Here is a 24,820-nt window from a genome sequence, read left to right on the forward strand (position 1 = left end):
GCCCGCGGCCGGTGCTGGGGCGCGGGGCTGTTCACATATGCGGCTCCGCCGCGTGGGCGCGACCAGTCACCGACGGCCTGCAGTCGACGCACCACCCCAGGGGTCCGGGGCGAAGCCCCGAGAACCCCGACTGCAGGCGCGTCGTGGCCGATCGCGCAGTTCCCCGCGCCCCTGACGGGGCGCACCGCACCCGTAGGGTGATCCGGTGAACGATCCGCTCCCCGCCCTCGCCCGCCGGCTGCAGGCCCTGCCCCCTTCCCTCGGCCCCGTCCGCCTCGTCGCCGTCGACGGCCACGCCGGCTCCGGCAAGACGACCTTCGCCGCACGGCTGTCCGCGGCCCTGGGCGGCGCCCCCGTCCTGCACCTGGACGACCTCGCCACCCACGACGAGCTCTTCGCCTGGACGGACCGGCTCCGGGACGGGATCCTCGCCCCGCTCTCGCGCGGCGAGACGGCGCACTACCGCGCCTACGACTGGACGGCCCGCCGCTTCGCCGGGCCGGAACTGGCGCTCGCCCCCGGTGCGGTGGTGATCGTCGAGGGCGTGGGCGCAGGCCGCAGCGCCCTGCGGCCCCATCTCGCCTGCCTGTTGTGGATGGAACTGCACCACGAGGGGTCCTGGGCCCGGGGTCAACTCCGTGACGGCCCCGCGCAGGCAGAATTCTGGGACGGCTGGAAGCGAGCGGAGCGCAGGCATTTCGCGGCCGACCCCTCGCGCCCGTATGCCGAACTCCTGGTGCTGCAGTGCACCGAGGGGTACGAGTTGCTGCCGGGACCCATGGCCAGCGCCTGAACTCCCCTTGTCCCTACGCTCGGTGACGATCCCCCGCCTCGCCCCTCCCCGGCGGTGCGCGATTCCCCGCCGACTCCCCCAACTCGGCTTGACCCAGGGGCCGTACAGGAATTACGTTCTCAATGTGCGGCCCCCGAGGGCCGCTTGCGGACACGAAGCCCCCGGTTGTTCCCCCGTGATCGGGGGCTTCGTACTGCCTGCCGCGCCCGCGATTTGGGCCCTTTGCCCCCTTGCCCCACCCCGCCGGGTCACCCTCGGTAACCGTTCCGCGGATCGCTCTTCCGTCCGCCCCCTGATCACCCGTGCGCCGTGAACTGCGCTCCCCGCACCCTTCGGCCGATCCCGACCGCGCAGGTACGATGCGAGACGGCGCACCCTCCGGCGGGCACCCCGCGGGACCTGTTGCCGGGTGCGCCGAGAGCACTGGTCAACTCCCGTCCACAGCACAGCGGTTCGGAAAGGCGCGGCCAGGCACTCGCCCGGCAGCACGCTACGGGGGCAGGTTTGTGGGGGACGTGATGGATCTCGGGATGCAGGGCCCGCCCGCCCCGGCCGATCTCGCCTGGCTGCGCGCCGTCGACGCCTACACGATGGGCGCCTACGCGCAGGCGGAGGAGGAGTTCCGGACGGCGGTCCGCATCGATCCCGGCATGGCCGACGCCTGGCTCGGGCTGCACGCGCTGCGCGCCGACACCACCACGGCGCTGCTGCGGATGTACCGGCACCGGGACAGGTTCGGCGAACAGCGCGCCCGGCACCGGCGCCCGCTGAACTCCTGGTACTGGCTGGGCTGGTGGGTCCAGCCGGTACTGGAGAGCAACCGTGATCTGCTCCTCGCCCATGCCTCGCACTGGCTCGACGGCCGGCACGTCCCCGAGCTGGACCGGGCGCTGGCAGGCTGCCCCCCGGCCGAGACCGACGTCCAGGTGCGCTTCCTGCACGCCTGCCGCGCCTACCTGATCAAGGACTGGGACCAGCTCGTCCGGCACACCGAACCCCTGCTGGACGACGCCCTGCTGGGCATCGAGGCCGGACTGTTCGGCGGCATGGCACGGGTGCGGCTGGAGATGTACGGGCAGGCCGAGCCGCTGCTCGCCGCCGCGCTGATGCGCTGCCGCAGCGAGCAGCCGCAGCGCAAGGAGCTGCGCTACTGGCTCGCCCGGGCGCACGAGGGCACCGGCCGCAGCGCCGCCGCCCTGCCGCTCTACCGGGCGGTCCACCGGGTGGACCCGTCCTTCATGGACACCGCGGCCCGGCTGACCGCCATCGCCGACGCGGACGGGCTGGACGATCATTTGGGCCTCCCGGGCGTCCCCCTCGGCGGCAACCCCCCGCCGGAGGCCGACCCGCCGCCCGGCCCGGCGGGCCCCCCGGCGGCACCGGCCGGCCAGTGCGGCCCGGGCGGCCGCACCTCCCCCGGCCCCCTCGACAACCGCGGCCTCCTCACGGGCACGGACCCCGAGCCCACCGGCACCGCACCGGTCGACGCCGACGGCGTGCGCGAGAAGTTCCGGGTGCCTGCCCAGCCGCTCCCCCAGCCGCAGCCCGGGCGCTCCGACCCCGTCCTGCTGGCCAAGGCGCTCGCCGAACTGGAGCGGATGGTCGGGCTGGAGCCGGTCAAACGGCAGGTGCGGGCGCTGTCCGCGCAACTGCACATGGCACGGCTGCGCGCCGGGCAGGGCCTGCCCGTCCAGCCTCCCAAGCGGCACTTCGTCTTCTCCGGCCCCTCGGGCACCGGCAAGACCACCGTCGCCCGGATCCTCGGCCGGGTCTTCTACGCGCTCGGCCTGCTCGGCGGCGACCACCTGGTCGAGGCCCAGCGGGCGGACCTGGTGGGCGAGTTCCTCGGGCAGACGGCCGTGAAGGCCAACGAACTGATCGACTCCGCGCTCGGCGGCGTGCTCTTCGTCGACGAGGCCTACAGCCTCTCCAACTCCGGCTACAGCAAGGGCGACGCCTACGGCGACGAGGCGCTGCAGGTGCTGCTCAAGCGCGCCGAGGACAACCGCGACCGCCTGGTCGTCATCCTGGCCGGCTACCCCGAGGGCATGGACCGCCTGCTGGCCGCCAACCCCGGCCTGGGCTCCCGCTTCACCACGCGCGTCGACTTCCCCAGCTACCGCCCCGCCGAACTCACCAGCATCGGTGAGGTCCTGGCCGGGGAGAACGGCGACGCCTGGGACGAGGAGGCCCTGGAGGAACTGCGCAGCATCAGCGCGCACGTGGTCGAGCAGGGCTGGATCGACGAACTGGGCAACGGCCGGTTCCTGCGCACCCTCTACGAGAAGAGCTGCGCCTACCGCGACCTGCGCCTGTCCTGCTACCCCGGCACCCCCACCCGCGACGACCTGGCCACCCTCCGCCTCCCGGACCTGATGCAGGCCTACGGCGAGGTCCTCTCGGGCCCCGGCTGGGGAGTCACCCGCCGCGAGACGAGGGACCCCCAGGACCCGCAGTAGGGGTCCGGGGGCGCCCCGTCGACGCGCCCCGTAAGGGGCGCGGGGAACTGCGCGACCAGCCACGACGCGCCCGCAGTCGAAGTCCCCCGGGGGGCGCCCCTACAGGGCGCTGACGGGACGCCAACCGTCAGCCCGCCAGCACCTCCTGCTCCTGCGCAGCCCGCGGCACCCGTGCCGCAACCGGCGCGGCCCGGTGCGCCGGATCCCGCACCTCGCCGACGAGCATCTCCAGCACGTCCTCCAGGGCGACAAGCCCGAGCACACGCCCGGAGGCGTCGGTCACCGCCGCCAAGTGGGCGGCAGCCCTCCGCATCACCGTCAGCGCATCGTCCAGCGGCAGTTCGGCCCGTACGGTCTCCACCCGCCGCCACACGTGCTGCGGCACGGCCCGTTCCCGGTCCTCCAGGTCCAGCACGTCCTTGACGTGCAGATAGCCCATGAAGGACCCGCCGGGCGACGCACACACGGGGAACCGGGAGTACCCGGTCCGTACGGTCAGCTCCTCGACCTGTCGCGGGGTGACCGACGGGTCGACGGTCACCAGCGTCGCGGGGTCCAGCAGCACGTCCGTCACCGGCCGGCTGCCCAGCTCCAGCGCGTCCTCCAGCCGCTCCTGCTCGGCGGAGTCCAGCAGTCCGGCCTGCCGCGAGTCCTCCACGAGGTGCGTCAGCTGCTCACTGGTGAACACCGCCTCGACCTCGTCCTTGGGCTCGACGCGGAACAGCCGCAGCACGCCGTGCGCACAGGCGCCCAGCAGCCGCGTCACCGGCCGGCACACCCGCTCGAAGGCGACCAGCCCCGGGCCCAGCCACAGCGCGGCCCGGTCCGGCGCGGACATCGCGAGGTTCTTCGGCACCATCTCGCCGATCACCAGGTGGAAGAACACCACCAGGGCGAGGGCGATGACGTAGCCCAGCGGATGCACCAACTGGTCGGGCAGCCCCACCGCGTGGAAGACCGGCTCCAGCAGCGCCGCCACCGTCGGCTCGGCGACCGCACCGAGGGTCAGCGAGCACACGGTGATGCCGAACTGGGCGGCGGCCATCATCTGCGGCAGGTTCTCCAGCCCGGTGAGCACCGTCCGGGCGCGGGCCGAGCCCTCGGCCGCCTTCGGCTCGATCTGGCTGCGCCGCACGGACACGAGCGCGAACTCGGCGCCCACGAAGAAGCCGTTGGCCAGCACCAGCACGCCGGCGAAGAAGAGTTGCAGCACGCTCATCGGACGTCCCCCGGGGTACCGCCGGTGCGCACGATCCGCACGCGCTCGGCCCGGTGGTGGCCCACACGCCGCACCGACAGCCGCCAGCCGGGCAGTTCCGCGGCGTCCCCGGGCACGGGGATCCGCCCCAGCAGGCCGGCGACGAGTCCGGCGACGGTCTCGTACGGGCCGTCGGGCGCCTCCAGTCCGATGCGCCGCAGCGTGTCGACCCGGCAGCCGCCGTCGGCATCCCAGGCGGAGCGGCCGTCCTCGCAGGCGACGGGCGCCAGTTCGGGCCGGTCGGCGTCCAGCGCGTCGTGCTCGTCGCGGACCTCGCCGACGAGCTCCTCGACGATGTCCTCCAGGGTGACCACGCCGGCCGTGCCGCCGTACTCGTCGACGACCACGGCTATCGGCTGCTCGCTGCGCAGCTGCTCCAGCAGCGGCTGAACGGGCAGGGTCTCGGGGACGAGCATGGGGGACACGGCGATCCGGCCCACGGGCGTGCGCCCACGGTCGGGCCGGGGCACCGCGAGGGCGTCCTTGAGGTGCACCATGCCGACGACCTCGTCCAGCCGCTCCCGGTAGACGGGGAAGCGCGAGAGGCCGGTGGCGCGGGTGAGGTTGAGCACGTCCTCGGCGGTCGCGGTCGACTGCAGGGCGCTGACCTTCACCCGGGGGGTCATCACGTGCTGGGCGGTGAGGTCGCCCAGCGACAGGGTGCGCACGAACAGGTCGGCGGTGTCCTGCTCCAGGGCACCGGCCCGGGCCGAGTGCCGCGCGAGCGAGACGAGTTCGCCGGGGGTGCGGGCGGAGGCGAGCTCCTCGGCGGGCTCGACGCCCAGCGCCCGGACGAGACGGTTGGCGACCGTGTCGAGCAGGGTGATCACGGGCCGGAAGAGGTGGGTGAAGACGCTCTGCGGGCCGGCCACGAAGCGGGCGACCTGCAGCGGCCGGGAGACGGCCCAGTTCTTGGGCACGAGCTCGCCGACGACCATCTGCACCGCGGAGGCGACCAGCATGCCCGCCACGACGGCGACGCCGGAGGCGGCACCGGCCGGCAGCCCGGCCGCGGTGACCGGCCCGGCGAGCAGCCGGCCGAGCGCGGGCTCGGCCAGCATGCCGACCGCCAAGGAGGTGATGGTGATGCCCAGTTGGGTGCCCGAGAGCTGGAAGGACAGCTCGCGCAGGGAGTCGACCACGGTCCGGGCCCGGGGGTCGCCGTCCGCCGCGGCCCGCTCGGCCTCCGGCTTCCCGACGGTCACGAGACCGAACTCGGCGGCGACGAAGAAGCCGTTCGCCAGGATCAGGAGCAGTGCTGCGGCAAGCAGCAGAAGGGAAACGGTGACACTCATGACGCCGCCTCGCGAGGGGAGGCGGCGCAGGTACTACAGGACGATCCGTCCATTGCCGGAGGGAGTCACTCCTCGGTTCGCAGGTACCCCGGTCGGGGCGGGCACGTGTGTGCCCGAGGGACCAGAGTAATCAAGAAACCCGGACGATGGACCACGTCAGGCCGTGGAAGCCCCGGTTCCGTGCGCCTCGACCAGGGCCCGCAGCGCCCGGAAGTCGGCGATCGCCCGCTCCTTGGCGACGCCGGGCTGGATGCCCATGGCGGGCAGGCTGGTGCCGTCGGAGAGGTCCAGGTGCACCCAGGCGTCGCCGTTGCGCAGGTTCACGCGGACGATCTCCGCCCAGGCCAGCCGGCGGCTGCGGGTGAGGTTCACCACGGTCACCCCGTCCGGGGTGGCGACCACCTTGGGACGGCTGAGCAGGGCGAGCACCCCGAGGCCGAGCAGCCCGGTGGTGATGAAGGTGATCCGGTCCCCGGTGGACAGGGCCTCCAGCATCAGCGAGACCACCGTGAGCGCGACGAGCAGCGCGACGCCGATGCTCAGCAGGACGACGCGGGTGCGGGTCGGGCGGAAGGTGACGGGCAGCTCGGGCACGGTGTTCTCCTCCGGGCTCTGTTACGTGCGTGCGGACCGGAGGTCAGAGGCGGCAGGCGTGGATGCCGGTGGTCAGGATGGCGCGGGCGCCGAGCTCGTACAGCTCGTCCATGATCCGCTGGGCGTCCTTCGCCGGGACCATCGAGCGGACCGCGACCCAGCCCTCGTGGTGCAGCGGGGAGACGGTGGGCGACTCCAGGCCGGGGGTGAGGGCGACGGCGCGCTCGACGTGCTCGACGCGGATGTCGTAGTCCATCATCACGTAGCGCCGGGCCACCAGGACGCCCTGCATGCGGCGCAGGAACTGCTGCACCTTGGGGTCGTCGGCCGGGGCGCCGGTGCGCCGGATGACCACGGCCTCGGACTTCAGGATCGGCTCGCCGATGATCTCCAGTCCGGCGTTGCGCAGGGTGGTGCCGGTCTCCACGACGTCCGCGATGATCTCGGCGACGCCGAGCTGGATGGCCGTCTCGACGGCGCCGTCGAGGTGGACGACGGAGGCGTCCACGCCGTTGTCGGCGAGGTGCTTGGTGACCAGGCCGGAGAAGGAGGTGGCGATGGTCATGCCGCCGAAGTCGGCGACGCCCTTCGCGGTGCCCGGGCGGGTCGCGTAGCGGAAGGTGGAGCCGGCGAAGCCGAGCTGCATGATCTCCTCGGCCTGCGAGCCGGAGTCGAGCAGCAGGTCGCGGCCGGTGATGCCGATGTCGAGCTTGCCGGAGCCCACGTAGACGGCGATGTCGCGGGGGCGCAGGAAGAAGAACTCGACCTCGTTCCCGGCGTCGACGAGGACGAGTTCCCTGCGGTCCTTGCGCTGGCGGTAGCCGGCCTCATGGAGCATCGCCGACGCAGGCTCGGAGAGAGAACCCTTGTTGGGGACGGCGATGCGCAGCATGAGGTCGGTTTCCTTCGTGCGTGGGTGGGGTGGGTGGTTGCGGGAACTGATCGGCTGATCAGAGATGGGCGTAGACGTCGTCCAGGGAGATTCCCCGGGCGATCATCATCACCTGCAGGTGGTAGAGGAGCTGGGAGATCTCCTCGGCGGTGGCCTCGGCGCCCTCGTACTCGGCGGCCATCCACACCTCGGCCGCCTCTTCGACGACCTTCTTGCCGATGGCATGCACGCCCTTGCCCACCAGTTCGGCGGTGCGGGAGGCGGCGGGGTCGTCGCCGGAGGCCTTCTGCTGGAGCTCGGCGAAGAGCTCCTCGAACGTCTTCCTGTCCATGGTGACCCCTACCCTACGGGGTCCGCCGCGGCGCTCAGTGCCAGGGCTCGGACACCGAGCGCAGGACGGACGCCGTGGTGACGGCGGCGGTGACCGCCTCGTGGCCCTTGTCCTCGGAGGAGCCCTCGAGTCCGGCGCGGTCCAGGGCCTGTTCCTCGGTGTCGCAGGTCAGCACGCCGAAGCCGATGGGGACCCCGGTGTCGACGGACACCTTCGTGAGCCCCTGGGTGACGCCCTGGCACACGTACTCGAAGTGGGGCGTGCCCCCGCGGATGACGACGCCGAGGGCGACGATCGCGTCGTAGCCGCGGCCGGCCAGGACCTTGGCGGCGACCGGCAGTTCCCAGCTGCCGGGCAGTCGCAGCAGGGTCGGCTCGTCGATGCCGTACTCGTGCAGGGCCCGCAGGGCGCCGTCGACGAGTCCGTCCATCGCCTTCTCGTGCCACTGGGCGGCGATCACGGCCACTCGCAGGTCCTGGCAGTTCTTCACACTCAGCTCGGGTGCGCCCTTGCCGCTCACGTCTCTCCTCGGTTCTGGTCGGTTCACTGGTTGCCGCAGGCGGACACCGGGTCGGTGTCGAGCCAGGGCAGGTCGTGGCCCATCCGGTCGCGCTTGGTGCGCAGGTACCGGAGGTTGTGCTCGCCCGCCTGTACGGGCATGGGCTCGCGTCCGGTGACGGCGAGGCCGTGCCGGACGAGGGCGGCGGTCTTCTCGGGGTTGTTGGTCAGCAGCCGCAGCGACCGCACGCCGAGGTCGGCGAGGATGCGCGCCCCGACGGCGTAGTCGCGGCCGTCGGCGGGGAGGCCGAGTTCCAGGTTGGCGTCGAGGGTGTCACGCCCGTCCTCCTGGAGCTCGTAGGCGCGCAGCTTGGGCAGCAGGCCGATGCCGCGCCCCTCGTGGCCGCGCAGGTAGAGCACGACCCCGCGGCCCTCGGCGGCGATCCGCTCCATGGAGGCGTGCAGTTGGGGGCCGCAGTCGCAGCGCAGCGAGCCGAAGACGTCCCCGGTGAGGCACTCGGAGTGCACGCGGACCAGAACGTCCGCCCCGTCGCCGAGGTCGCCCGCGACGAGGGCGATGTGCTCGACGCCGTCCACCGTGGAGCGGTAGCCGTGGGCGCGGAACTCGCCGAAGGCGGTGGGCAGCCGGGTGGTGGCCTCGCGGCGGACGGCGGGTTCGGCGGCGCGGCGGTGGGCGACGAGGTCCTCGATGGAGATGACCGACAGGCCGTGCCTGCGGGCGAAGGGGATCAGCTCGGGCAGCCGCAGCATGGCGCCGTCCTCGCCCGCGATCTCCACGATCGCGGCGGCGGGGCGCAGCCCGGCGAGCCGGGCCAGGTCGACGCCGGCCTCGGTGTGGCCGGGGCGGACCAGCACGCCGCCGGGCTTGGCGCGCAGCGGGAAGACGTGACCGGGGCGGACGAAGTCGCCCGGGACGGACGCCGGGTCGGCGAGCATCGCGATGGTGACGGCGCGGTCGGCGGCGGAGATGCCGGTGGTGGTGCCGTGCTCGCGGCCGGCGTCGACGGAGACGGTGAAGGCGGTGCCCATCGTCTCGGTGTTGCGCGCGACCATCTGCGGCAGGTCGAGCCGGTCGATGTCCGGCTCCTCCAGCGGCACGCAGATCAGTCCGCGGCACTCGCTCATCATGAAGGCCACGATCTCGGGGGTGACCTTCTCGGCGGCGACGACGAGATCGCCCTCGTTCTCGCGGTCCGCGTCGTCCACCACGACGACGGGCCGGCCGGCCGCGATGTCGGCGATGGCCCGCTCGACGGGATCCAGCACGAGCTCGTCGGCAACTGTCCAGCTCTGCAACATGGTCATGCTGCAACTCCTTCCGCAACGGCGGCCGCCGGCACGCTCGCCCGACGCGAGCGCAGCCACCAGTCGCGCATGCCCCATACGACGAGGGCGAAGTAAACGACATAGACAAGACCGGAGAACGCCAGGCCGCTGCTGAAGGCGAGCGGCACGCCGACCACGTCGACGAGCAGCCAGGCGAACCAGAACTCCACGTATCCACGGGCCTGGCAGACCATCGCGGTGAGGGTGCCGACGAAAATGTAGGCGTCCGGCCAGGGGTTCCAGGACAGTTGGGGTACGGCCGTGAACAGCCCGCCGACGGCGAGGGTGCCGACGGCGGTGCCCGCGAGGAGCAGGCCGCGCTCGCGCCAGGTGGCGAAGCGCACGGCTATCGAGCCGTCCTGCGCGTCGCGCCGGCCGCGCGTCCACTGGCGCCAGCCCCACACGGCCACGCCGATGACGAGCAGTTGCTTGCCGACGCCGCCGCTGAGGTGGGCGGAGGCGTAGGCGGCGACGAGGATGGCGCCGGAGAGCAACTGCGTGGGCCAGGTCCACATGTTGCGGCGCCAGCCGAGCGCGAGCGCGATGAGGCCCACGGTGTTGCCGATCATGTCCGACCAGATGACGTGCTGCCCGGCGACCGTGAAGGCCTCGCCGTTCAGCCAGGTGAGGGCGCTCATGCGAGGGGCTCCCCGGGGGTGCGGGACGAGTGGCCGAGCAGCCGCTCGACGTACTTGGCGAGGACGTCGACCTCGAGGTTGACCGGGTCGCCGGGCTTCTTGATCCCGAGGGTGGTCAGGTCGAGCGTGGTGGGGATGAGGCTGACGGTGAAGTGGTCGTCGGCCGCGTCGACGACGGTCAGGCTGACGCCGTCGACGGTGATGGACCCTTTCTCCACGACGTAGCGGCCGAGTCCGTCCGGCAGGGCGATCTTCACGATCTCCCAGTGCTCGCCGGGGGTCCGCTCGACGATGGTGCCCGTGCCGTCCACGTGTCCCTGGACGAGGTGTCCGCCCAGGCGTCCGCCGAGCGCCATGGGGCGTTCGAGGTTGACGCGCGAGCCGGGGGCGAGGGCGCCGAGGCTGGAGCGCTGCAGGGTCTCGGCCATCACGTCGGCGGTGAACTCCCCGTCGGCGTGCTCGACGACGGTCAGGCAGACGCCGTTGACGGCGATCGAGTCGCCGTGCTTGGCGCCTTCCGTCACGATCGGGCCGCGCAGGCGGAAGCGGGAACTGTCGCCGAGCTGTTCGACGGCGACGACCTCACCCAGTTCTTCGACGATTCCGGTGAACACGCTCAACTCTCCTCGGTGGCGGGGACGGTGGCGGGGACGATGGGGGTGGCGGTGATGCGCAGGTCGGGACCGAGCCGGGCGACGTCGGTCACGTCGAGACGCAACGCCTGGGCGATGGTGCCGATTCCGGCGTCGCCGAGGGCGGTGGGCCCGGCGCCGAGGAGGGCGGGGGCGAGGTAGCCGACGACACGGTCGACGGCACCGGCCGCCAGGAAGGACCCGGCGAGGGTGGGCCCGCCCTCCAACAGGACGGAGCAGACGCCGCGTTCGTGCAGGGCGGCGAGCAGGGCGGTGACGTCGAGGCCCGGCCCGCCCGCGGCGCGGGGCAGCCGTACGACCTCGACGGTGCCGATCCCGGCGAGGTGCCGGGTGTCGGCGTCCTCGGCGACGGCGACGAGGGTACGGGCCGCATCGTCCAGGACCCGGGCGCCGGGTTTGACGCCGGCGCGGGTGTCGACGACGACGCGCAGCGGCTGGGTGACGTTCTCGCGACCGCGCACGGCCAGGTGCGGGTCGTCGGCGTGCAGGGTGCCGGAGCCGACCACGACGGCGTCGGCCTCGGCCCGCAGGCGGTGCACGTCGGCGCGGGACTCGGCGGAGGTGATCCAGCGGCTGGTGCCGTCGGCGGCGGCGCTGCGGCCGTCGAGGGTGGCGGCGTACTTCCAGGCCACGAAGGGGCGGTGGTGCAGCACCGAGGTGAGCCAGGCGGCGTTGCCCGCCGCGGCCTCGTCGGCCAGCAGGCCGCCCTCGGTGTCCACGCCCGCGGCGGCGAGGGTCGCCGCGCCGCCGGTGGCGACGGGGTTGGGGTCGGCGACGGCGTAGACGACGCGGGCGATCCCGGCGTCGATCAGCGCCTGGGCGCAGGGGCCGGTGCGACCGGTGTGGTTGCAGGGTTCGAGGGTGACGACGGCGGTGCCGCCGCGCACGTCGTGGCCCGCTCCGGCGGCGGCGCGCAGGGCCTCGACCTCGGCGTGCGGCCCGCCGGCCCGCCGGTGCCAGCCCTCACCGAGGGGGCGGCCCTGCGGGTCGAGGACGACGCAGCCGACGACGGGGTTGGGGCTGGTCGAACCGAGGCCGCGGGCGGCGAGCACGATGGCGCGTCGCATCGCGTCTGCTTCGGTAGCGGTGGCCACCGGGGTCCTCCTGCCTCTTCGGGCACGGACTCCGGGGCCGTCGTCGGGGGACGACGAGAAGCGGGTGCACTGCACCGGGAAACCACATCCGGGACGGACTGCGGGGGTCGCCGACGTCCACGAGGGACGGACCGCCCGCGCCGGCCGCGACGATGTGCCGATGCGTACCCGCCGCGCACTGCCTCCCATCCGGACTTTAACCGTCGGTCCAGGAATTTCACCTGGTCAACCGGCCGCTGGCTGCGGACGGGTCGCGGACTGTAACCGCCGGTTCGGACTTTCACCGACCCCGGAGTGCGCTGCGTAAACGATTGTCGTTTGCTGATGCATACTGCCTGACCTGCGGTTTCTTTGAAATCAGCAGATCCGGCGCCTCCGAGCGTACGCCGCGCGACACCACGGTGTCCACGGGGTCTTGACACGGAGGGAGAGGTTCTGGGTGAGACACCGGTCACGTGAGGCTCCGCACTCCCCCGTCCACGGCGGTCTGGCCGTACCCGGGGTCCTGCTGCTGCACTGGGCCGGATGAGACGGTACGACTGCTCGGCACACCCGGCGCGACGAGCCCTCGCCGCGGTCTTCGCCCTGCACGGCGCCCTGTCCGGAAGCCTCGCCACCCGGCTCCCCTGGATCCAGGAACACCTGGGCCTCGGACCGGGGCGGCTCGGTCTCGCGCTCGTCTTCCCCGCGCTCGGCGCCGCGTGCGCCATGCCCCTCGCGGCGCGGGTGAGCCACCGCTTCGGCAGCCGCGCCGCGTTGCGCGGGCTGCTCGTCCTGCTGTGCGCCGCCTTCGCGCTGCCTGCCCTCTCCCCCGGCCCGGCGGTCCTGTGCGCCGCGCTGGCCGGGTACGGGGCGGCGGCCGGAATGGTGGACGTCGTCATGAATGCGCTCGGGGTGGAGGTCGAGGACCGGCTGGGCCGCTCGATCATGTCGGGCCTGCACGGGATGTGGAGCACGGGGACGCTCGCGGGTTCGGCGCTGGGCACGCTGGCCGCCCACAGCGGGACCGACGCCCGCGTCCATCTCGGCCTGACCTCCGCCGCTCTCGCCCTGCTGGGCTCCGCCGTCTGCCGGTGGGTGCCCGACCTGCGCGGCGGCACGGACCCGGCACAGGACCCGCCACCGCGCTTCGCCCTGCCGCCGCGTTCCGCGCTGGCCATCGGGGCGGTGGGCTTCTGCGCGGTGTTCGCCGAGGGGGCGGGCCTGGACTGGTCGGCGGTCTACCTCCGTCGCGAGCTGGGCGCCGCTCCGGATCTCGCGGCGGCCTGCACGACGGCGTTCACCTGCACGATGGCGGCGGCCCGGCTCGCGGGCGACACGGTGGTGCGGCGGTTCGGCCCGGTGACGGCGGTGCGGGCGGGCGGGGCGGTGGCGGCCGCGGGCGGCGCGCTGGTGGTCACGGCGGGCGGGCCGGTGGCGGCAACGGCCGGGTTCGCGCTGATCGGCCTGGGCGTGGCCGTGGTCGTCCCGCTGGTCTTCGCGGCGGCGGGACGCAGCGGTCCGCAGCCCGCCCGGGCCATCGCGGGGGTGGCGACGATCGTCTACACCTCGGGCCTGGTGGCGCCGGCCGCGGTCGGGCAGATCGCCGCGGCGACGTCCCTGTCGGTGTCCTTCGGCCTGGTGACCGTGCTGGCCGCGGGCCTGGTGCTCGCGGCGGGCGCCCTGCGCCCGGCCGGGGACGCGCCGCGGGCCGTGGAGCGGGCCCGAAGGACCCGGTCCACGGCCCGTGGTGGGGGACCGTGAGGCGTGCGAACGTCAGATCAGGATGCCGATCCGGTTGTGTCCCCGGTGGCGGCCGCCTTCGCGGTCGCAGTCACGGTCACGGCCGCGGTCACCGCGGTCACCGCGGTCGCAGTCACGGCCGCGGTCGCCGCGGTCCCAACCACGCTCGCCGCGGTCGCAGTCACGACCCCGGTCCCAGCCGCGGTCCCAGCCACGCTCGCCACGGTCGCAGTCACGGCCACGCTCGTGACCGCCGCCACCCCAGCCCCAACCCCAGCCGTTGCCCCAGAAGTTGTGGTGGTGGCTGTGCCGGAGGAGGCCTACGATCCAGCCGTGGTCGCCCCAGCCCCAGCCGCCGCCGCGGTCCCAGCCGCGGTCGCAGTCCCGGTCACGTCCGCGATCCCAACCACGGTCCCAGCCGCGGTCGCAGTCGCGGTCCCGGCCACGGTCCCAGCCGCGGTCGCAGTCCCGGTCCCGGCCGCGGTCACGGCCCCTGTCACGGTCGCCGTCGCGACCTCTGTCACGGTCGCCGTCGCGACCCCTGTCACGATCGCCGTCGTGGTCGTGGTCCCACGCGTGGTGGTGGGGCGCCGCCGGCGCGGCCTGGGCCACCCCGGCGACCGGAACGACAACGCCCGCGGCGAGGATCGCGGCAGCCGCGGTGCGGCCGACGAACTTACGCATGTATCTCTCCTGGATTGCAGGAAATCGGACAACCCACCCATACCTCGCATCCACCGCCCCCCAGCCGTCGGTCATGGGCATACAGCCCTAAGGGGTGAGAATTGCGCCGATCGCAGCAACGCCGGGCCGCACCGCGGGCCGGGGGGATCGGGCCGGCGGAATCGCCCCGCACCGCCCGCCTAACATGATCCGGACCCCCTCACGGAAACCCCCAGGAGCACACCATGGGCCTCGGCCTCCGCTGGACCCTGCACGGCGACGGCCGCACCCCCGCCCCCGGCGCCGTCGTCAGACCGGACGAGCGCCTCTCCTGGCCCAGGACCGCCGGGCTGGGCGCCCAGCACGTGGTGGCCATGTTCGGCGCATCGTTCGTCGCTCCGGTGCTCATGGGCCTGGACCCGAACCTGGCGATCATGATGTCCGGCGTCGCGACCATGATCTTCCTGCTGGCGACGCGCGGCCGGGTGCCCAGCTACCTCGGCTGCAGCCTCTCCTTCGTCGGCGTCGCCGCGATCATCCGGGCGCAGGGCGGCGACAGCGCGGCGGTCACCGGCGCCATCCTCGTCGTCGGCGCCGTGCTCTTCCTCGCCGGCCTGGCGGTGCGGAAATTCGGGGCGCGGATCATCCACGCGACGATGCCGCCGGTGGTCACCGGCGCCGTGGTCATGCTGATCGGCTTCAACCTCGCGCCGGTGACGGCCACCACCTACTGGCCGCAGGACCAGTGGACGGCACTGCTCACCATGCTCTTCACCGGGCTCGCCGTGGTGTGCCTGCGCGGCTTCTGGTCCCGCGTGGCGATCTTCCTCGGGCTGCTCTTCGGCTATGCGGTCTCGTGGATCTCCGACCGGCTCTTCGGGAAGATCCACTCGGTGCACGGCGGCCCGCAGGCCGTCGACCACTGGCGGCTGGACCTCTCGGGCGTGGCCAAGGCCGACTGGATCGGGCTGCCGTCGCTGCACGGGCCGAGCTTCGGCTGGTCGGCGGCGCTCGTGGCGCTGCCGGTGGTCATCGCGCTGATCGCGGAGAACGCCGGACACGTCAAGGCCGTCGGCGAGATGACCGGCGACCCGCTGGACGACCAGCTGGGCACCGCGATCGCCGCGGACGGCGCCGCCACGGTGCTCTCCACGGCGGTCGGCGGCCCGGCCAACACCACCTACTCCGAGAACATCGGCGTCATGGCGGCGACCCGCGTCTACTCCACCGCCGCCTACTGGGCCGCGGCGTGCTTCGCGCTCCTCTTCGGCGTCTGCCCCAAGTTCGGCGCGGTCGTGGCGGCGATCCCCGGCGGGGTGCTCGGCGGCATCACGGTCATCCTCTACGGCATGATCGGTCTGCTCGGCGCGCAGATCTGGGTCCACAACAAGGTCGACCTGCGCAATCCCCTGAACCTGGTGCCGCTCGCGGCGGGCATCATCATCGGCGTCGGCGGCGTCAGCCTCAAGATCAGCAAGAACTTCGAGCTGAGCGGCATCGCACTGGGCACCATCGTGGTCATCACGGGCTACCACGCACTGCGCGCCCTGGCCCCCGCGCACCTCAAGGGGCAGGAGCCGCTGCTGGACGAGGGCACGAGCGCGTACGACGCCGAGGCTGAGGAGGCGTAGGACGCCGCCGGGCATCCGGCGTTCGTTCACCCGTTCGGCTTAACTGTCCGGCGGATTCGCCTACTCTCCGCATCCGTCTGTCACTCTACGTATATGACGATGACGCGGGGGACGGTCACCGGACTCGACGGTGTCCTGGACGACATGCGGGAACTGGCGGCCGCGCTGCCGCCGACGGACGGCGTGGCCGTCTTCAACGAGGTGTATCTGACGGTCACCGAGGAGGTCGTGCACCGGCTGGACTCCGGCGCCTTCCCGGACCGTCCGGCAGCCGCCGAGCTCGACGTGCTCTTCGCGGACCGCTATCTGAACGCGGTGCACCGCGAGCCGGGCCGGCGCCCGCCCGCCTGCTGGCGCCCGCTGATCCAGATGCGCGGCCACCCCGCGGTGCGCCCCCTGCAGTTCGCCCTGGCGGGCATCAACGCCCACATCGGCCACGACCTCGCCCTGGCCCTGGTCGACACCTGCCGCACTCTGGACGCCGAACCCTGCGCGCTCGAGGGCGACTTCCAGCGCGTCGGCCGGCTGCTAGTCGCCCTGGAGGAGCGGATCCGCGAGGACCTGATGCCGGGCCCGGATCTGCTGGACGTGGCCGATCCGCTGACCCACCTGCTGGGGTCGTGGACCCTGGAGGCGGCCCGCAGCTCCGCCTGGGCCGCCTTCCGGGCCCTGTGGGCCCTGCGCGAACTCCCCGACCTGGCCGAGGAGTTCACGGACCGCGTCGACGCGAGCGTGGGGATGGTGAGCCGGTGTCTGCTCACCCCGCTGGGCTGAAGCGCCCCGCGCCGCTCCCCGCGTCAGTCCTCCGGCAGCTCGACCGGAGCGATCTCGTCGTAGACGTCACCGGGGCCGGGGTTCGTCCCGTCCGTCGCACCGCCGAACTGGTGCATCACGCCCCACACGGCGTTGAGCGCGGTCTGCACGGCACCCTCGGCCCAGCCGGCCGTCCAGGAGATGTCGTCGCCCGCGAGGAAGATGCCCCGCTTGTCCTCGGGCAGCCGGTCCTGCATGAAGTGGGTGAACAGCCGCCGCTGGTAGCGGTAGTGGCCGGGCAGGTTGGCCTTGAACGCGCCCATGAAGTAGGGCTCGTTCTCCCAGGAGACCGTCACCGGGTTGCCGATGATGTGCTTGCGGATGTCGACCTTGGGATAGATCTCGCCGAGCGACTTGAGCATGACCTCCATGCGCTCGTTCGCCGACAGCGGCAGCCACTTGAGGCTGTCGTCGCACCAGGTGTAGGAGAGGCAGATGACGGCGGGCCGGTCGGGCCCGTTGTCGAGGAGGTAGGTGCCGCGGGTCATCCGGTCGGTGAGCGTCATCGACATCACGTCCCGCCCCGTCTCCTCGTCCTTGTCCAGCCAGAACGGCCGGTCCACAGGAACGAAGAGCTTCGACGACTCCATGTAGTGCGTCCGCTCCATCGCCGTCCAGTGGTCGATGGGGAACAGCTCGTCGTCGCACTGGATCTTGGACAGCAGCATCCAGGACTGCGCGGTGAAGATCGCCGCTCGGTAGGAGCGGATGTCGCCGTCCGCGTCGGTCACCGTGATGCGGTTGCCCGACGTGCGGTGCAGCCGGGTCACGGCCGGGCGGTGCGCGCCGCCGTGCAGGGAGGACAGCGAGGTGCCCTGCGGCCAGTGGACGAGCTTCTCCGGCTCGCGCTCCCACAGCCGCAGCGGGAGCTGCTGGCTGCCGCCGACGATGCCGCGGTGGTGGTCGTCCGCCTCGGTGTAGACGACGCGCAGGATCTCCAGGATGGAGTTGGGGAAGTCGGTGTCCCAGCCGCCGGTGCCGAAGCCGACCTGGCCGAAGATCTCCCGGTGCCGGAAGGACTTGAAGGCCGCGGAGTCGCAGAGGAAGCCGTAGAAGGTCTGGTTGTCGAGCTTCTCCACCAGCTTCGCCCAGATCTCGCGGATGCGCGGCACGTCGCGCTCGCGCATGGCGCGGTTCATGTCGGAGAAGTCCGCGCCCTCCTCCAGACAGGCGTTCCACGCCTCGGCCACGTCGCGGTAGACCTGCGGCAGGTCGTCGATGGACTCCGCATAGTGCGACTCGCCCTTGAGGTCCACGACGGTGGACGGGGTGGCGGGGGCGAGGGGGTTGGGGAAGGGCGTGGTCTCCAGGCCCACCAGGTCGATGTAGTGCTGGAAGGCGGTGGACGAGGGCGGGAAGCGCATCGCGCCCATCTCCGCGGTCAGGCCCTCGTCGCAGCCGTCGAAGCCGACGGTGCGCAGCCGCCCGCCGATCCGGTCCGCCTCGTAGACGACGGGCTTGAGCCCCATCTTCATCAGCTCGTACGCGGCCACGATCCCGGACAGCCCGCCGCCGATCACGGCGACCTCGGTGCCGTGCTCGGTCGCCGGTATCTGGCCGAGGCCCGCCGGGTGGGCGAGGAAGTCGTCGTAGGCGAAGGGAAAGTCCGGGCCGAACATGGTGATCGGCGGCTCGACGGGCCGGCCGGACTCGTGCTCGTCGTGGGCGGCGGTGGGCACCGTGGACGTCATCGGCTGGACTCTCCTACTGACAGGGGGTGTTGGGGAGGGGGGTGGAGGGCGGGGTGCCGCCGGGATCAGCGCAGCGCGCCGTACAACTCCGGGCGCCGGTCGCTCAGATAGGTGTTCTGGGCACGCGAGGACGCGAGCAGGGCCGGGTCCACCTCGGCGAGGAGCAGGTCCTCGCCGGCCCCGGCCCGCGCCCGTACGGTCCCGTCGGGTGCGGCCAGGCAGGACAGCCCGGCGAAGGGGAACTCGCCTTCGTCACCGCAGCGGTTGACGTAGGCGATGTAGAGCTGGCTCTCCCAGGCGCGGGTCGGCACGACCGTCTGCGGGATGATCTCGAACGGGCGCACCAGCGCCGTCGGGACGAGCAGCAGGTCGGTCCCGGCGAGCGCATGCCCGCGCACGGCCTCGGGGAACTCCACGTCGTAGCAGATCAGCAGGCCGAGGCGGATGCCGTCGAGTTCGGCCTGGACCACGAGCTCCCGGCCGGGGGCGAAGTGGGCGTTCTCGTAGTCGCCGAAGACGTGCACCTTGCGGTAGTTGGCGAGCCGGGAGCCGTCCGGGCCGAAGAGCTGGAAGGAGTTGAAGACCGTGTCGCCGTCCCGCTCCGGGTAGCCGTAACCGACGGCCAGCCCATGCTCGGCCGCGATCCGGGAGACGGCCTCGGCGCCGGGCCCGTCGGCGGGTTCGGCGAGCTCGCCGAACCGGGAGCCGACGGCATATCCGGTCAGATACAGCTCATTGGCCAGCAACAGCCGCGCACCCCCGTCGGCCGCCCGCCGTGCGGCGGCCGCAAGAGCGGTGAGGCTGTCGCCGGTGGAGGACGGAATGCCGCCGGGGCCCTGGTACAGCGCGATGCGCAGCGGCTTCATACGGCGTCCTCTTCAACTGATCGAGCGGGGAGACCCGGCGTGCGCGACAAGGATTTGTTAAACGCCTTGACGGTACGGGCCGGTAACAGGGCCGGACAAGGCACCGATGTTGCGTGCCAGCGGCACATTCATTGCGCGTTTCTGCAGCATTGCAGCGATTCGTTGCACGCCCCGCTAGCGTGGGCATGTCGGTCGGACGAGTGGGGGTTGCCATGACGGAGGACACGACCGGAGCGACGATCAAGGTGCGACCACCGGAATTACGGCTGCCCAGAGAAATGATCAGGAAGGGCCGGTCTCTGAAGGGCGTCGAGGACATACGCGGGAAGGAAGTCCGTGCGGGCGCCGGGCCTGCCGATGACAGGTGCCACGGTTCGCTCTGCCGCAGGGACACGAGGCGTCCCTCCCCCCGTTTCCGCGACCGCGCGGGGCTTCACCTGAGGGAACTGCGGATCTTGCTGGTAGCGTCTCCCGGGTTTTGATGATGCGTCACCCTCGTGACGCCGGAACGGGGAGAACGACCACGTCATGATGGGCCACTCGCACGCCGTGAGCGGTGCACTGCTCTTCGCGGGCACGGCACCGTACCTGCCGCCGCTGGTCATGCACGCGCATCTGGCGCCGCAGGAAATACTGATGGGCACGGTCCTGTGCGCCGGTGCCGCGCTGCTGCCGGACCTCGACCATCACGACGGGACCATAGCCAACTTCCTGGGCCCGGTGTCGAAGACGCTGTGCCGCTTCGTGGCCTGGGCCTCCGGCGGCCACCGGCACGCCACGCACTCGCTGTTCTTCGTGGCGCTGATGACGCTCGGCAGCTGGGCCGGAGTGACCTTCCTGGGGCGGCCGTTCACCCTGGTCATGACGTTCTTCCTGCTGGCCCTGGCCGTCCGGGCGCTCAACATCTGCCCGCCCGGACACGGTTTCCACGCCTGGGGCACCATCGTGGCGATGGCCGGCATCGGCACCGCGGTGATCGCCAAGTTCATCCCCTCGGCGCCGGGCTGGCTGCCGTACGCCGTCGGACTGGGCTGCGTGGCCCACTTGCTGGGCGACTCGATCACCAAGCGGGGTGCGCCCTGGCTGTGGCCGATCAAGACCCGCTACGAAATAGTGGTGATCAAGTCCAGCGGCAACCGGCTGGAGACGGAGATCCTCACCCCGATCATGGGTGTGGCGACCGTCGCCCTGCTGTGGTTCACGGCACTCTCGCCGAACGCCGCCGGCTGACGACGGACTTGCAGCGCCCGTAAGGGGCGCCGCCGCGCCCTAGGACGGCGCCCCGGAGCTGAAGCGTCGCAGCAGCGGGGAGAGGACGAGCACCGACTTCGTCCGTTCGACGAACGGCTCGCCCGCGATGCGTTCCAGGACGCGCTCGAAGTGCCGCATGTCCGAGGCGAAGACCTGGACGATCGCATCGGCCTCGCCCGTGACGGTGGAGGCCGAGGCGACCTCCGGGTAGCGGGACAGCCCCCGGTGGATCGCCTCGGGCGAGGTGTTCCGGCGGCAGTAGAGCTCGATGAACCCCTCGGTCTCCCAGCCGAGGGCCGCGGGGTCCACCCGTACCGTGAACCCCGTGATGGCCCCCTCGGCGCGGAGCCGGTCGACGCGCCGTTTGACGGCCGGCGCACTCAGCCCGATCTCCGCGCCGATGTCGGCGTAGGAGCGCCTGGCGTCTTCGGCCAAGGCGTGCACGATGCGTTCGTCGAGCTCGTTCAGTCGCACTGCGGGTGGATCACTTCTCTAAGAGGGCCGGTGTAGTGAGAAGTAGATCACGGACGGGGCATTCACGACATCGCAGGCCTACTCCGCAGCAGCGGGCTCCACGGCGGTCTCCTCCGCGGACTCGCGCTCGAGCCGGGAGGACTTGCGCCCGTAGAAGAAGTAGATCAGCAGGCCGACGACCATCCAGGCGCCGAAGACCTCCCACGTGATGACGTCCAGGCTGCTCATCATGTAGATGCACAGCAGGAAGCCGATCGCCGGGAAGAACGGGCTGAGCGGCACCCGGAAGCTGCGCTTCATCTCGGGCCGCGTGCGCCGCAGCACGATGACGGCGATGTTGACCAGGGCGAAGGCGAACAGCGTGCCGATGCTGGTGGCGTCGGCGAGCTGACCCAACGGGACGGCCGCGGCGAGGACTCCGCAGAAGAGGGAGACGATGATCGTGTTCGTCCGCGGGACACCGCTCTTGGCGTGGACCTTGGAGAAGGTCTTGGGGACCAGGCCGTCACGGGACATGGCGAAGAGGATGCGGGTCTGGCCGTAGAGCACGGTCAGCACGACGCTGGCGATGGCGATGACGGCACCGGCCGCGAGCAGCACGGCCCAGAAGCTCTGGCCCGTGACGTCCTTCATGATCCCGGCGAGCGCGGCCTCCGTGCCCTCGAACTTCTTCCACGGCAGGGCGCCGACGGCGACGGCGGCGACGAGGCAGTAGAGCGCGGTGACGATGATCAGCGAGAGCATGATCGCGCGCGGCAGGTCGCGCTGGGCGTCCTTGGCCTCCTCGCCCGCGGTGGAGGCGGCGTCGAAGCCGATGTAGGAGAAGAACAGCGAGGCACCGGCCGAGCTCAGGCCCGCCACGCCGAGCGGCATGAACGGGGTGTAGTTGCCGGCCTTGACGCCCTGGAAGGCGACACCGCAGAAGAGCAGCAGCGCGGCGATCTTGACCATGACCATGATCGTGTTCGCCCGGGCGCTCTCCTTGGCCCCGCCCAGCAGGAACACCATGCACAGCAGCACGACGATCAGCGCCGGCAGGTTGAAGATGCCGCCGTCGCCCGGCGGGTTGGCCAGCGACGCCGGGATGGTGACCCCGATCGTGCCGTCCAGCAGCTCGTTCAGGTACTGCCCCCAGCCCACGGCGACGGCCGCGACCGAGACGCCGTACTCCAGGATCAGGCACCAGCCGCAGACCCAGGCGACGAGCTCGCCCAGGGTGGCGTAGGCGTACGAGTACGAGGACCCGGAGACCGGGATCGTGCCGGCGAGCTCGGCGTAGGAGAGGGCCGAGAACAGCGCCGTGATGCCGGCGATGACGAACGAGACGATGACGGCGGGACCGGCCTTGGGCACGGCCTCACCGAGCACGACGAAGATGCCGGTGCCCAGCGTGGCACCGATGCTGATCATCGTCAGCTGCCACATGCCGAGCGACCGGCGCAGAGTGCCGCCCTCGCCCTGGCCGCCCTCGGCGACCAGGCGTTCGACCGGCTTGCGCCGCATCAGACGGGCACCGAGTCCGACGGGCGCCTGCGGGGTGCGCACGTCGTCACCGGTGGCGGGGGGCGCTGTGCCGTGGTCCAACACTGGGTGGCTCCTTATCGCTGCCGGTGGAGGGCGCGGGCGAACGGCGGTCACCCACGGGTGCGCCGACAGGGCAGAGCTATCCCGTAGCAGGGGGGTACCGCCGAGCAAGCGGTACCCGCCACTCCACGTTCTGCGCAGACCTTACGAGGTGATGACCTGCGCTCGTAATGCACCATTATTGCGTATGGCCGTTCGATCATTGCGTGGGGTGCTCCGAAACGAAAGATCATTGCACCTCGCATCAGGAATCGGTACAGGCTGAGCAAAAAAGCGAAGCAAAAAGGGGCGCGACCCGGATTCCGGGTCGCGCCCCTTCAGGGCAATGCGGGACTACTGCCAGCTGGCGTGCAGCGGCTTGCCCTCGGCATAACCGGCGGCGCTCTGGACGCCGACGACGGCACGCTCGGCGAACTCCTCCAGGGAGCCGGCACCGGCGTAGGTGCAGGAGGAACGGACACCCGCGATGATCGAGTCGATCAGGTCCTCGACGCCCGGGCGGGTCGGGTCGAGGAACATGCGGGAGGTGGAGATGCCCTCCTCGAACAGGGCCTTGCGGGCGCGGTCGTACGCCGACTCCTCGGAGGTGCGGTTGCGCACGGCGCGGGCCGAGGCCATGCCGAAGCTCTCCTTGTAGAGCCGCCCGTCGGCGGTCTGCTGGAGGTCGCCCGGGGACTCGTAGGTACCGGCGAACCAGGAGCCGATCATGACGTTGGAGGCACCGGCGGCGAGCGCCATGGCGACGTCGCGCGGGTGACGGACGCCACCGTCGGCCCAGACGTGCTTGCCGTACTTCTTCGCCTCGGCGGCGCACTCGAGCACCGCGGAGAACTGCGGGCGGCCCACGCCGGTCATCATGCGGGTGGTGCACATGGCGCCCGGGCCCACACCGACCTTGATGATGTCGGCGCCGGCCTCGATGAGGTCGCGCACGCCCTCGGCGGCGACGATGTTGCCCGCGACGATCGGGACCTGCGGGTCCAGCCCGCGGACGGCCTTGACCGCGGCGATCATGCCTTCCTGGTGGCCGTGCGCGGTGTCCACGACGATGGTGTCCGCACCGGCGGCGAGCAGGGCCTTGGCCTTGCCGGCCACGTCGCCGTTGATGCCGACGGCGGCGGCGATGCGCAGCTTGCCGTCCCCGTCCACGGCCGGGGTGTAGAGGGTCGCGCGCAGGGCGCCCTTGCGGGTCAGGATGCCGACCAGCCTGCCGTCCTTGTCGACGGCGGGGGCGAGCTTGCGGTGGGCGGCGTCGAGCTGGTTGAAGGCCTCGCGCGGGTCGATGTCGGCGTCGAGGAGCAGCAGCTCCTTGGACATGACCTCGGACAGCTGGGTGAAGCGGTCCACACCGGTCAGGTCGGTCTCGGTGACGACACCGACGGGACGGTGGTCCTCGTCCACCACGACACCGGCGCCGTGGGCCCGCTTGGGCAGCAGGGACAGCGCGTCGGCGACGGTCTGGGCGGGGGTCAGCACGATGGGGGTGTCGAGCACGTGGTGACGGCTCTTGACCCAGGAGATGACCTCGGTGACGACCTCGATCGGAATGTCCTGGGGGATGACGACGATGCCGCCGCGGCGGGCAACCGTCTCGGCCATGCGGCGGCCGGCGATCGCGGTCATGTTGGCGACCACGAGCGGAATGGTGGTGCCCGTCCCGTCCGGCGTGGACAGGTCCACTGCCTGGCGGGAGCCGACCGCGGAGCGGCTCGGCACCATGAACACGTCGTCGTACGTGAGGTCGTACGGCGGCTTCTGGTCGTTGAGGAAACGCATACTGGCTCTCTCACCTGCGGTTTTGAGTACAAAGCGGGTGGGGAGTCAGCACCGAACCCGCACCGGATCGGGCTGAGGTTCCTGGACCCATCATCCATGATGTCGCCGCTTACTGGCCAATGGGAGTCGCATTCTGTGACTTCCACCAGGCCCCTCATGTCCGGTCTGTACCTTCGGCCAAGGCCCCGGAAACCCGCCGGTCCGGGGCCCTTGGACAATCTCCGGCCCTACAGTCCGGCGGCCTGCTTCAGGGCCTCGACCCGGTCGGTCCGCTCCCAGGTGAAGTCCGGCAGCTCACGGCCGAAGTGACCATACGCAGCCGTCTGCGCATAGATCGGACGCAGCAGATCCAGATCACGGATGATCGCGGCGGGGCGGAGGTCGAAGACCTCACCGATCGCGTTCTCGATCTTGTCGGTGTCGATCGTGTTGGTGCCGAAGGTCTCCACGAACAGACCCACCGGCTCCGCCTTGCCGATCGCATACGCGACCTGCAC

Annotated in this window: 23 protein-coding genes and 1 riboswitch; of the genes, 6 read left to right on the forward strand and 17 right to left on the reverse strand. The window is 71.8% G+C overall.

Annotated elements, in window-relative coordinates:
* Positions 1-205 precede the first annotated feature (205 nt).
* Together ACWD4B_RS28935 and ACWD4B_RS28940 are read left to right on the forward strand one after the other, a co-directional pair.
* Positions 206-793 (forward strand): uridine kinase family protein, encoded by a 588-nt coding sequence (locus tag ACWD4B_RS28935; protein WP_451423517.1) that lies wholly within the window; start codon positions 206-208, stop codon positions 791-793.
* A gap of 518 nt (positions 794-1,311) precedes the next feature.
* Positions 1,312-3,252, forward strand: coding sequence for an AAA family ATPase (locus tag ACWD4B_RS28940; protein WP_451423518.1), 1,941 nt, complete (start codon positions 1,312-1,314; stop codon positions 3,250-3,252).
* 127 nt (positions 3,253-3,379) lie between these two features.
* On the opposite strand, the gene ACWD4B_RS28945 is transcribed toward ACWD4B_RS28940, so the two are convergent.
* From ACWD4B_RS28945 to ribD, 10 genes are all read right to left on the reverse strand, one after another.
* Positions 3,380-4,471, reverse strand: a complete 1,092-nt coding sequence (locus ACWD4B_RS28945) for a hemolysin family protein (protein ID WP_451423519.1) — start codon at positions 4,469-4,471, stop codon at positions 3,380-3,382.
* Positions 4,468-5,805, reverse strand: a complete 1,338-nt coding sequence (locus ACWD4B_RS28950) for a hemolysin family protein (RefSeq protein ID WP_451423520.1) — start codon at positions 5,803-5,805, stop codon at positions 4,468-4,470. Before ACWD4B_RS28950 ends, ACWD4B_RS28945 begins: the two co-directional genes overlap by 4 nt.
* Positions 5,806-5,961: 156 nt before the next feature.
* Positions 5,962-6,399, reverse strand: coding sequence for a PH domain-containing protein (locus ACWD4B_RS28955; RefSeq protein ID WP_451423521.1), 438 nt, complete (start codon positions 6,397-6,399; stop codon positions 5,962-5,964).
* Between the two features lie 43 nt (positions 6,400-6,442).
* On the reverse strand, positions 6,443-7,291 hold the full coding sequence (gene hisG, locus ACWD4B_RS28960) for an ATP phosphoribosyltransferase (RefSeq protein ID WP_390779103.1): 849 nt from the start codon (positions 7,289-7,291) through the stop codon (positions 6,443-6,445).
* Between the two features lie 58 nt (positions 7,292-7,349).
* Complete coding sequence (locus ACWD4B_RS28965; RefSeq protein ID WP_451423522.1) at positions 7,350-7,622, reverse strand: phosphoribosyl-ATP diphosphatase; 273 nt, start codon at positions 7,620-7,622, stop codon at positions 7,350-7,352.
* A 34-nt stretch (positions 7,623-7,656) separates the two neighbouring features.
* Entirely contained in the window at positions 7,657-8,142 is a 486-nt protein-coding gene (gene ribH / locus ACWD4B_RS28970) for a 6,7-dimethyl-8-ribityllumazine synthase (RefSeq protein ID WP_336416514.1), read from the reverse strand.
* 23 nt (positions 8,143-8,165) lie between these two features.
* Positions 8,166-9,446, reverse strand: a complete 1,281-nt coding sequence (locus ACWD4B_RS28975; protein WP_451423523.1) for a bifunctional 3,4-dihydroxy-2-butanone-4-phosphate synthase/GTP cyclohydrolase II — start codon at positions 9,444-9,446, stop codon at positions 8,166-8,168.
* Positions 9,443-10,105 carry a nicotinamide mononucleotide transporter family protein gene (locus tag ACWD4B_RS28980; RefSeq protein WP_451423524.1) on the reverse strand — a complete coding sequence of 221 codons (663 nt, stop codon included), beginning with the start codon at positions 10,103-10,105 and terminating at the stop codon, positions 9,443-9,445. The genes ACWD4B_RS28975 and ACWD4B_RS28980 overlap by 4 nt, the downstream gene beginning before the upstream one ends.
* A complete protein-coding gene (locus ACWD4B_RS28985) occupies positions 10,102-10,719 on the reverse strand; it encodes a riboflavin synthase (RefSeq protein ID WP_451423525.1) in 618 nt (205 codons plus the stop codon). Before ACWD4B_RS28985 ends, ACWD4B_RS28980 begins: the two co-directional genes overlap by 4 nt.
* Before the next feature lie 2 nt (positions 10,720-10,721).
* Entirely contained in the window at positions 10,722-11,852 is a 1,131-nt protein-coding gene (gene ribD / locus ACWD4B_RS28990) for a bifunctional diaminohydroxyphosphoribosylaminopyrimidine deaminase/5-amino-6-(5-phosphoribosylamino)uracil reductase RibD (protein WP_451423526.1), read from the reverse strand.
* Positions 11,853-12,023: 171 nt separating this feature from the next.
* Positions 12,024-12,154, reverse strand: a riboswitch (FMN riboswitch).
* A 223-nt stretch (positions 12,155-12,377) separates the two neighbouring features.
* Between ribD and ACWD4B_RS28995 the strand changes: the two genes are divergently transcribed.
* Positions 12,378-13,595: an MFS transporter gene (locus tag ACWD4B_RS28995; protein ID WP_451423527.1), complete on the forward strand. Its 1,218-nt coding sequence runs from the start codon at positions 12,378-12,380 to the stop codon at positions 13,593-13,595.
* 12 nt (positions 13,596-13,607) lie between these two features.
* Here ACWD4B_RS28995 and ACWD4B_RS29000 read toward each other — a convergent pair whose 3' ends face one another.
* Positions 13,608-14,258: a hypothetical protein gene (locus tag ACWD4B_RS29000; RefSeq protein ID WP_336416520.1), complete on the reverse strand. Its 651-nt coding sequence runs from the start codon at positions 14,256-14,258 to the stop codon at positions 13,608-13,610.
* Between the two features lie 224 nt (positions 14,259-14,482).
* Here ACWD4B_RS29000 and ACWD4B_RS29005 point away from each other — a divergent pair, with 224 nt between their 5' ends.
* Positions 14,483-15,868 (forward strand): uracil-xanthine permease family protein, encoded by a 1,386-nt coding sequence (locus tag ACWD4B_RS29005; RefSeq protein ID WP_451423528.1) that lies wholly within the window; start codon positions 14,483-14,485, stop codon positions 15,866-15,868.
* Between the two features lie 93 nt (positions 15,869-15,961).
* Positions 15,962-16,642 (forward strand): DUF5995 family protein, encoded by a 681-nt coding sequence (locus ACWD4B_RS29010; RefSeq protein WP_451423529.1) that lies wholly within the window; start codon positions 15,962-15,964, stop codon positions 16,640-16,642.
* A gap of 23 nt (positions 16,643-16,665) precedes the next feature.
* On the opposite strand, the gene ACWD4B_RS29015 is transcribed toward ACWD4B_RS29010, so the two are convergent.
* Both ACWD4B_RS29015 and ACWD4B_RS29020 read right to left on the reverse strand, forming a co-directional pair.
* Positions 16,666-18,372, reverse strand: a complete 1,707-nt coding sequence (locus ACWD4B_RS29015; RefSeq protein ID WP_451423530.1) for a flavin monoamine oxidase family protein — start codon at positions 18,370-18,372, stop codon at positions 16,666-16,668.
* A 65-nt stretch (positions 18,373-18,437) separates the two neighbouring features.
* On the reverse strand, positions 18,438-19,238 hold the full coding sequence (locus ACWD4B_RS29020) for a carbon-nitrogen hydrolase family protein (protein WP_451423531.1): 801 nt from the start codon (positions 19,236-19,238) through the stop codon (positions 18,438-18,440).
* A gap of 531 nt (positions 19,239-19,769) precedes the next feature.
* On the opposite strand from ACWD4B_RS29020, the gene ACWD4B_RS29025 reads away from it, so the two are divergent.
* A complete protein-coding gene (locus ACWD4B_RS29025) occupies positions 19,770-20,468 on the forward strand; it encodes a metal-dependent hydrolase (protein WP_451423535.1) in 699 nt (232 codons plus the stop codon).
* A 39-nt stretch (positions 20,469-20,507) separates the two neighbouring features.
* Here ACWD4B_RS29025 and ACWD4B_RS29030 read toward each other — a convergent pair whose 3' ends face one another.
* The 4 genes from ACWD4B_RS29030 to ACWD4B_RS29045 all read right to left on the reverse strand — a co-directional run.
* Positions 20,508-20,963, reverse strand: a complete 456-nt coding sequence (locus ACWD4B_RS29030; RefSeq protein WP_336416525.1) for an Lrp/AsnC family transcriptional regulator — start codon at positions 20,961-20,963, stop codon at positions 20,508-20,510.
* Between the two features lie 78 nt (positions 20,964-21,041).
* Positions 21,042-22,550 carry an amino acid permease gene (locus tag ACWD4B_RS29035; RefSeq protein WP_451423532.1) on the reverse strand — a complete coding sequence of 503 codons (1,509 nt, stop codon included), beginning with the start codon at positions 22,548-22,550 and terminating at the stop codon, positions 21,042-21,044.
* A 330-nt stretch (positions 22,551-22,880) separates the two neighbouring features.
* Positions 22,881-24,323 (reverse strand): GuaB1 family IMP dehydrogenase-related protein, encoded by a 1,443-nt coding sequence (locus tag ACWD4B_RS29040; RefSeq protein ID WP_451423533.1) that lies wholly within the window; start codon positions 24,321-24,323, stop codon positions 22,881-22,883.
* Positions 24,324-24,550: 227 nt separating this feature from the next.
* Positions 24,551-24,820 (reverse strand): methionine adenosyltransferase domain-containing protein (locus ACWD4B_RS29045; RefSeq protein WP_451423534.1); only part of this gene is annotated, 270 nt, incomplete at its 5' end.

The organism is Streptomyces sp. NPDC002536, assembly GCF_053594995.1.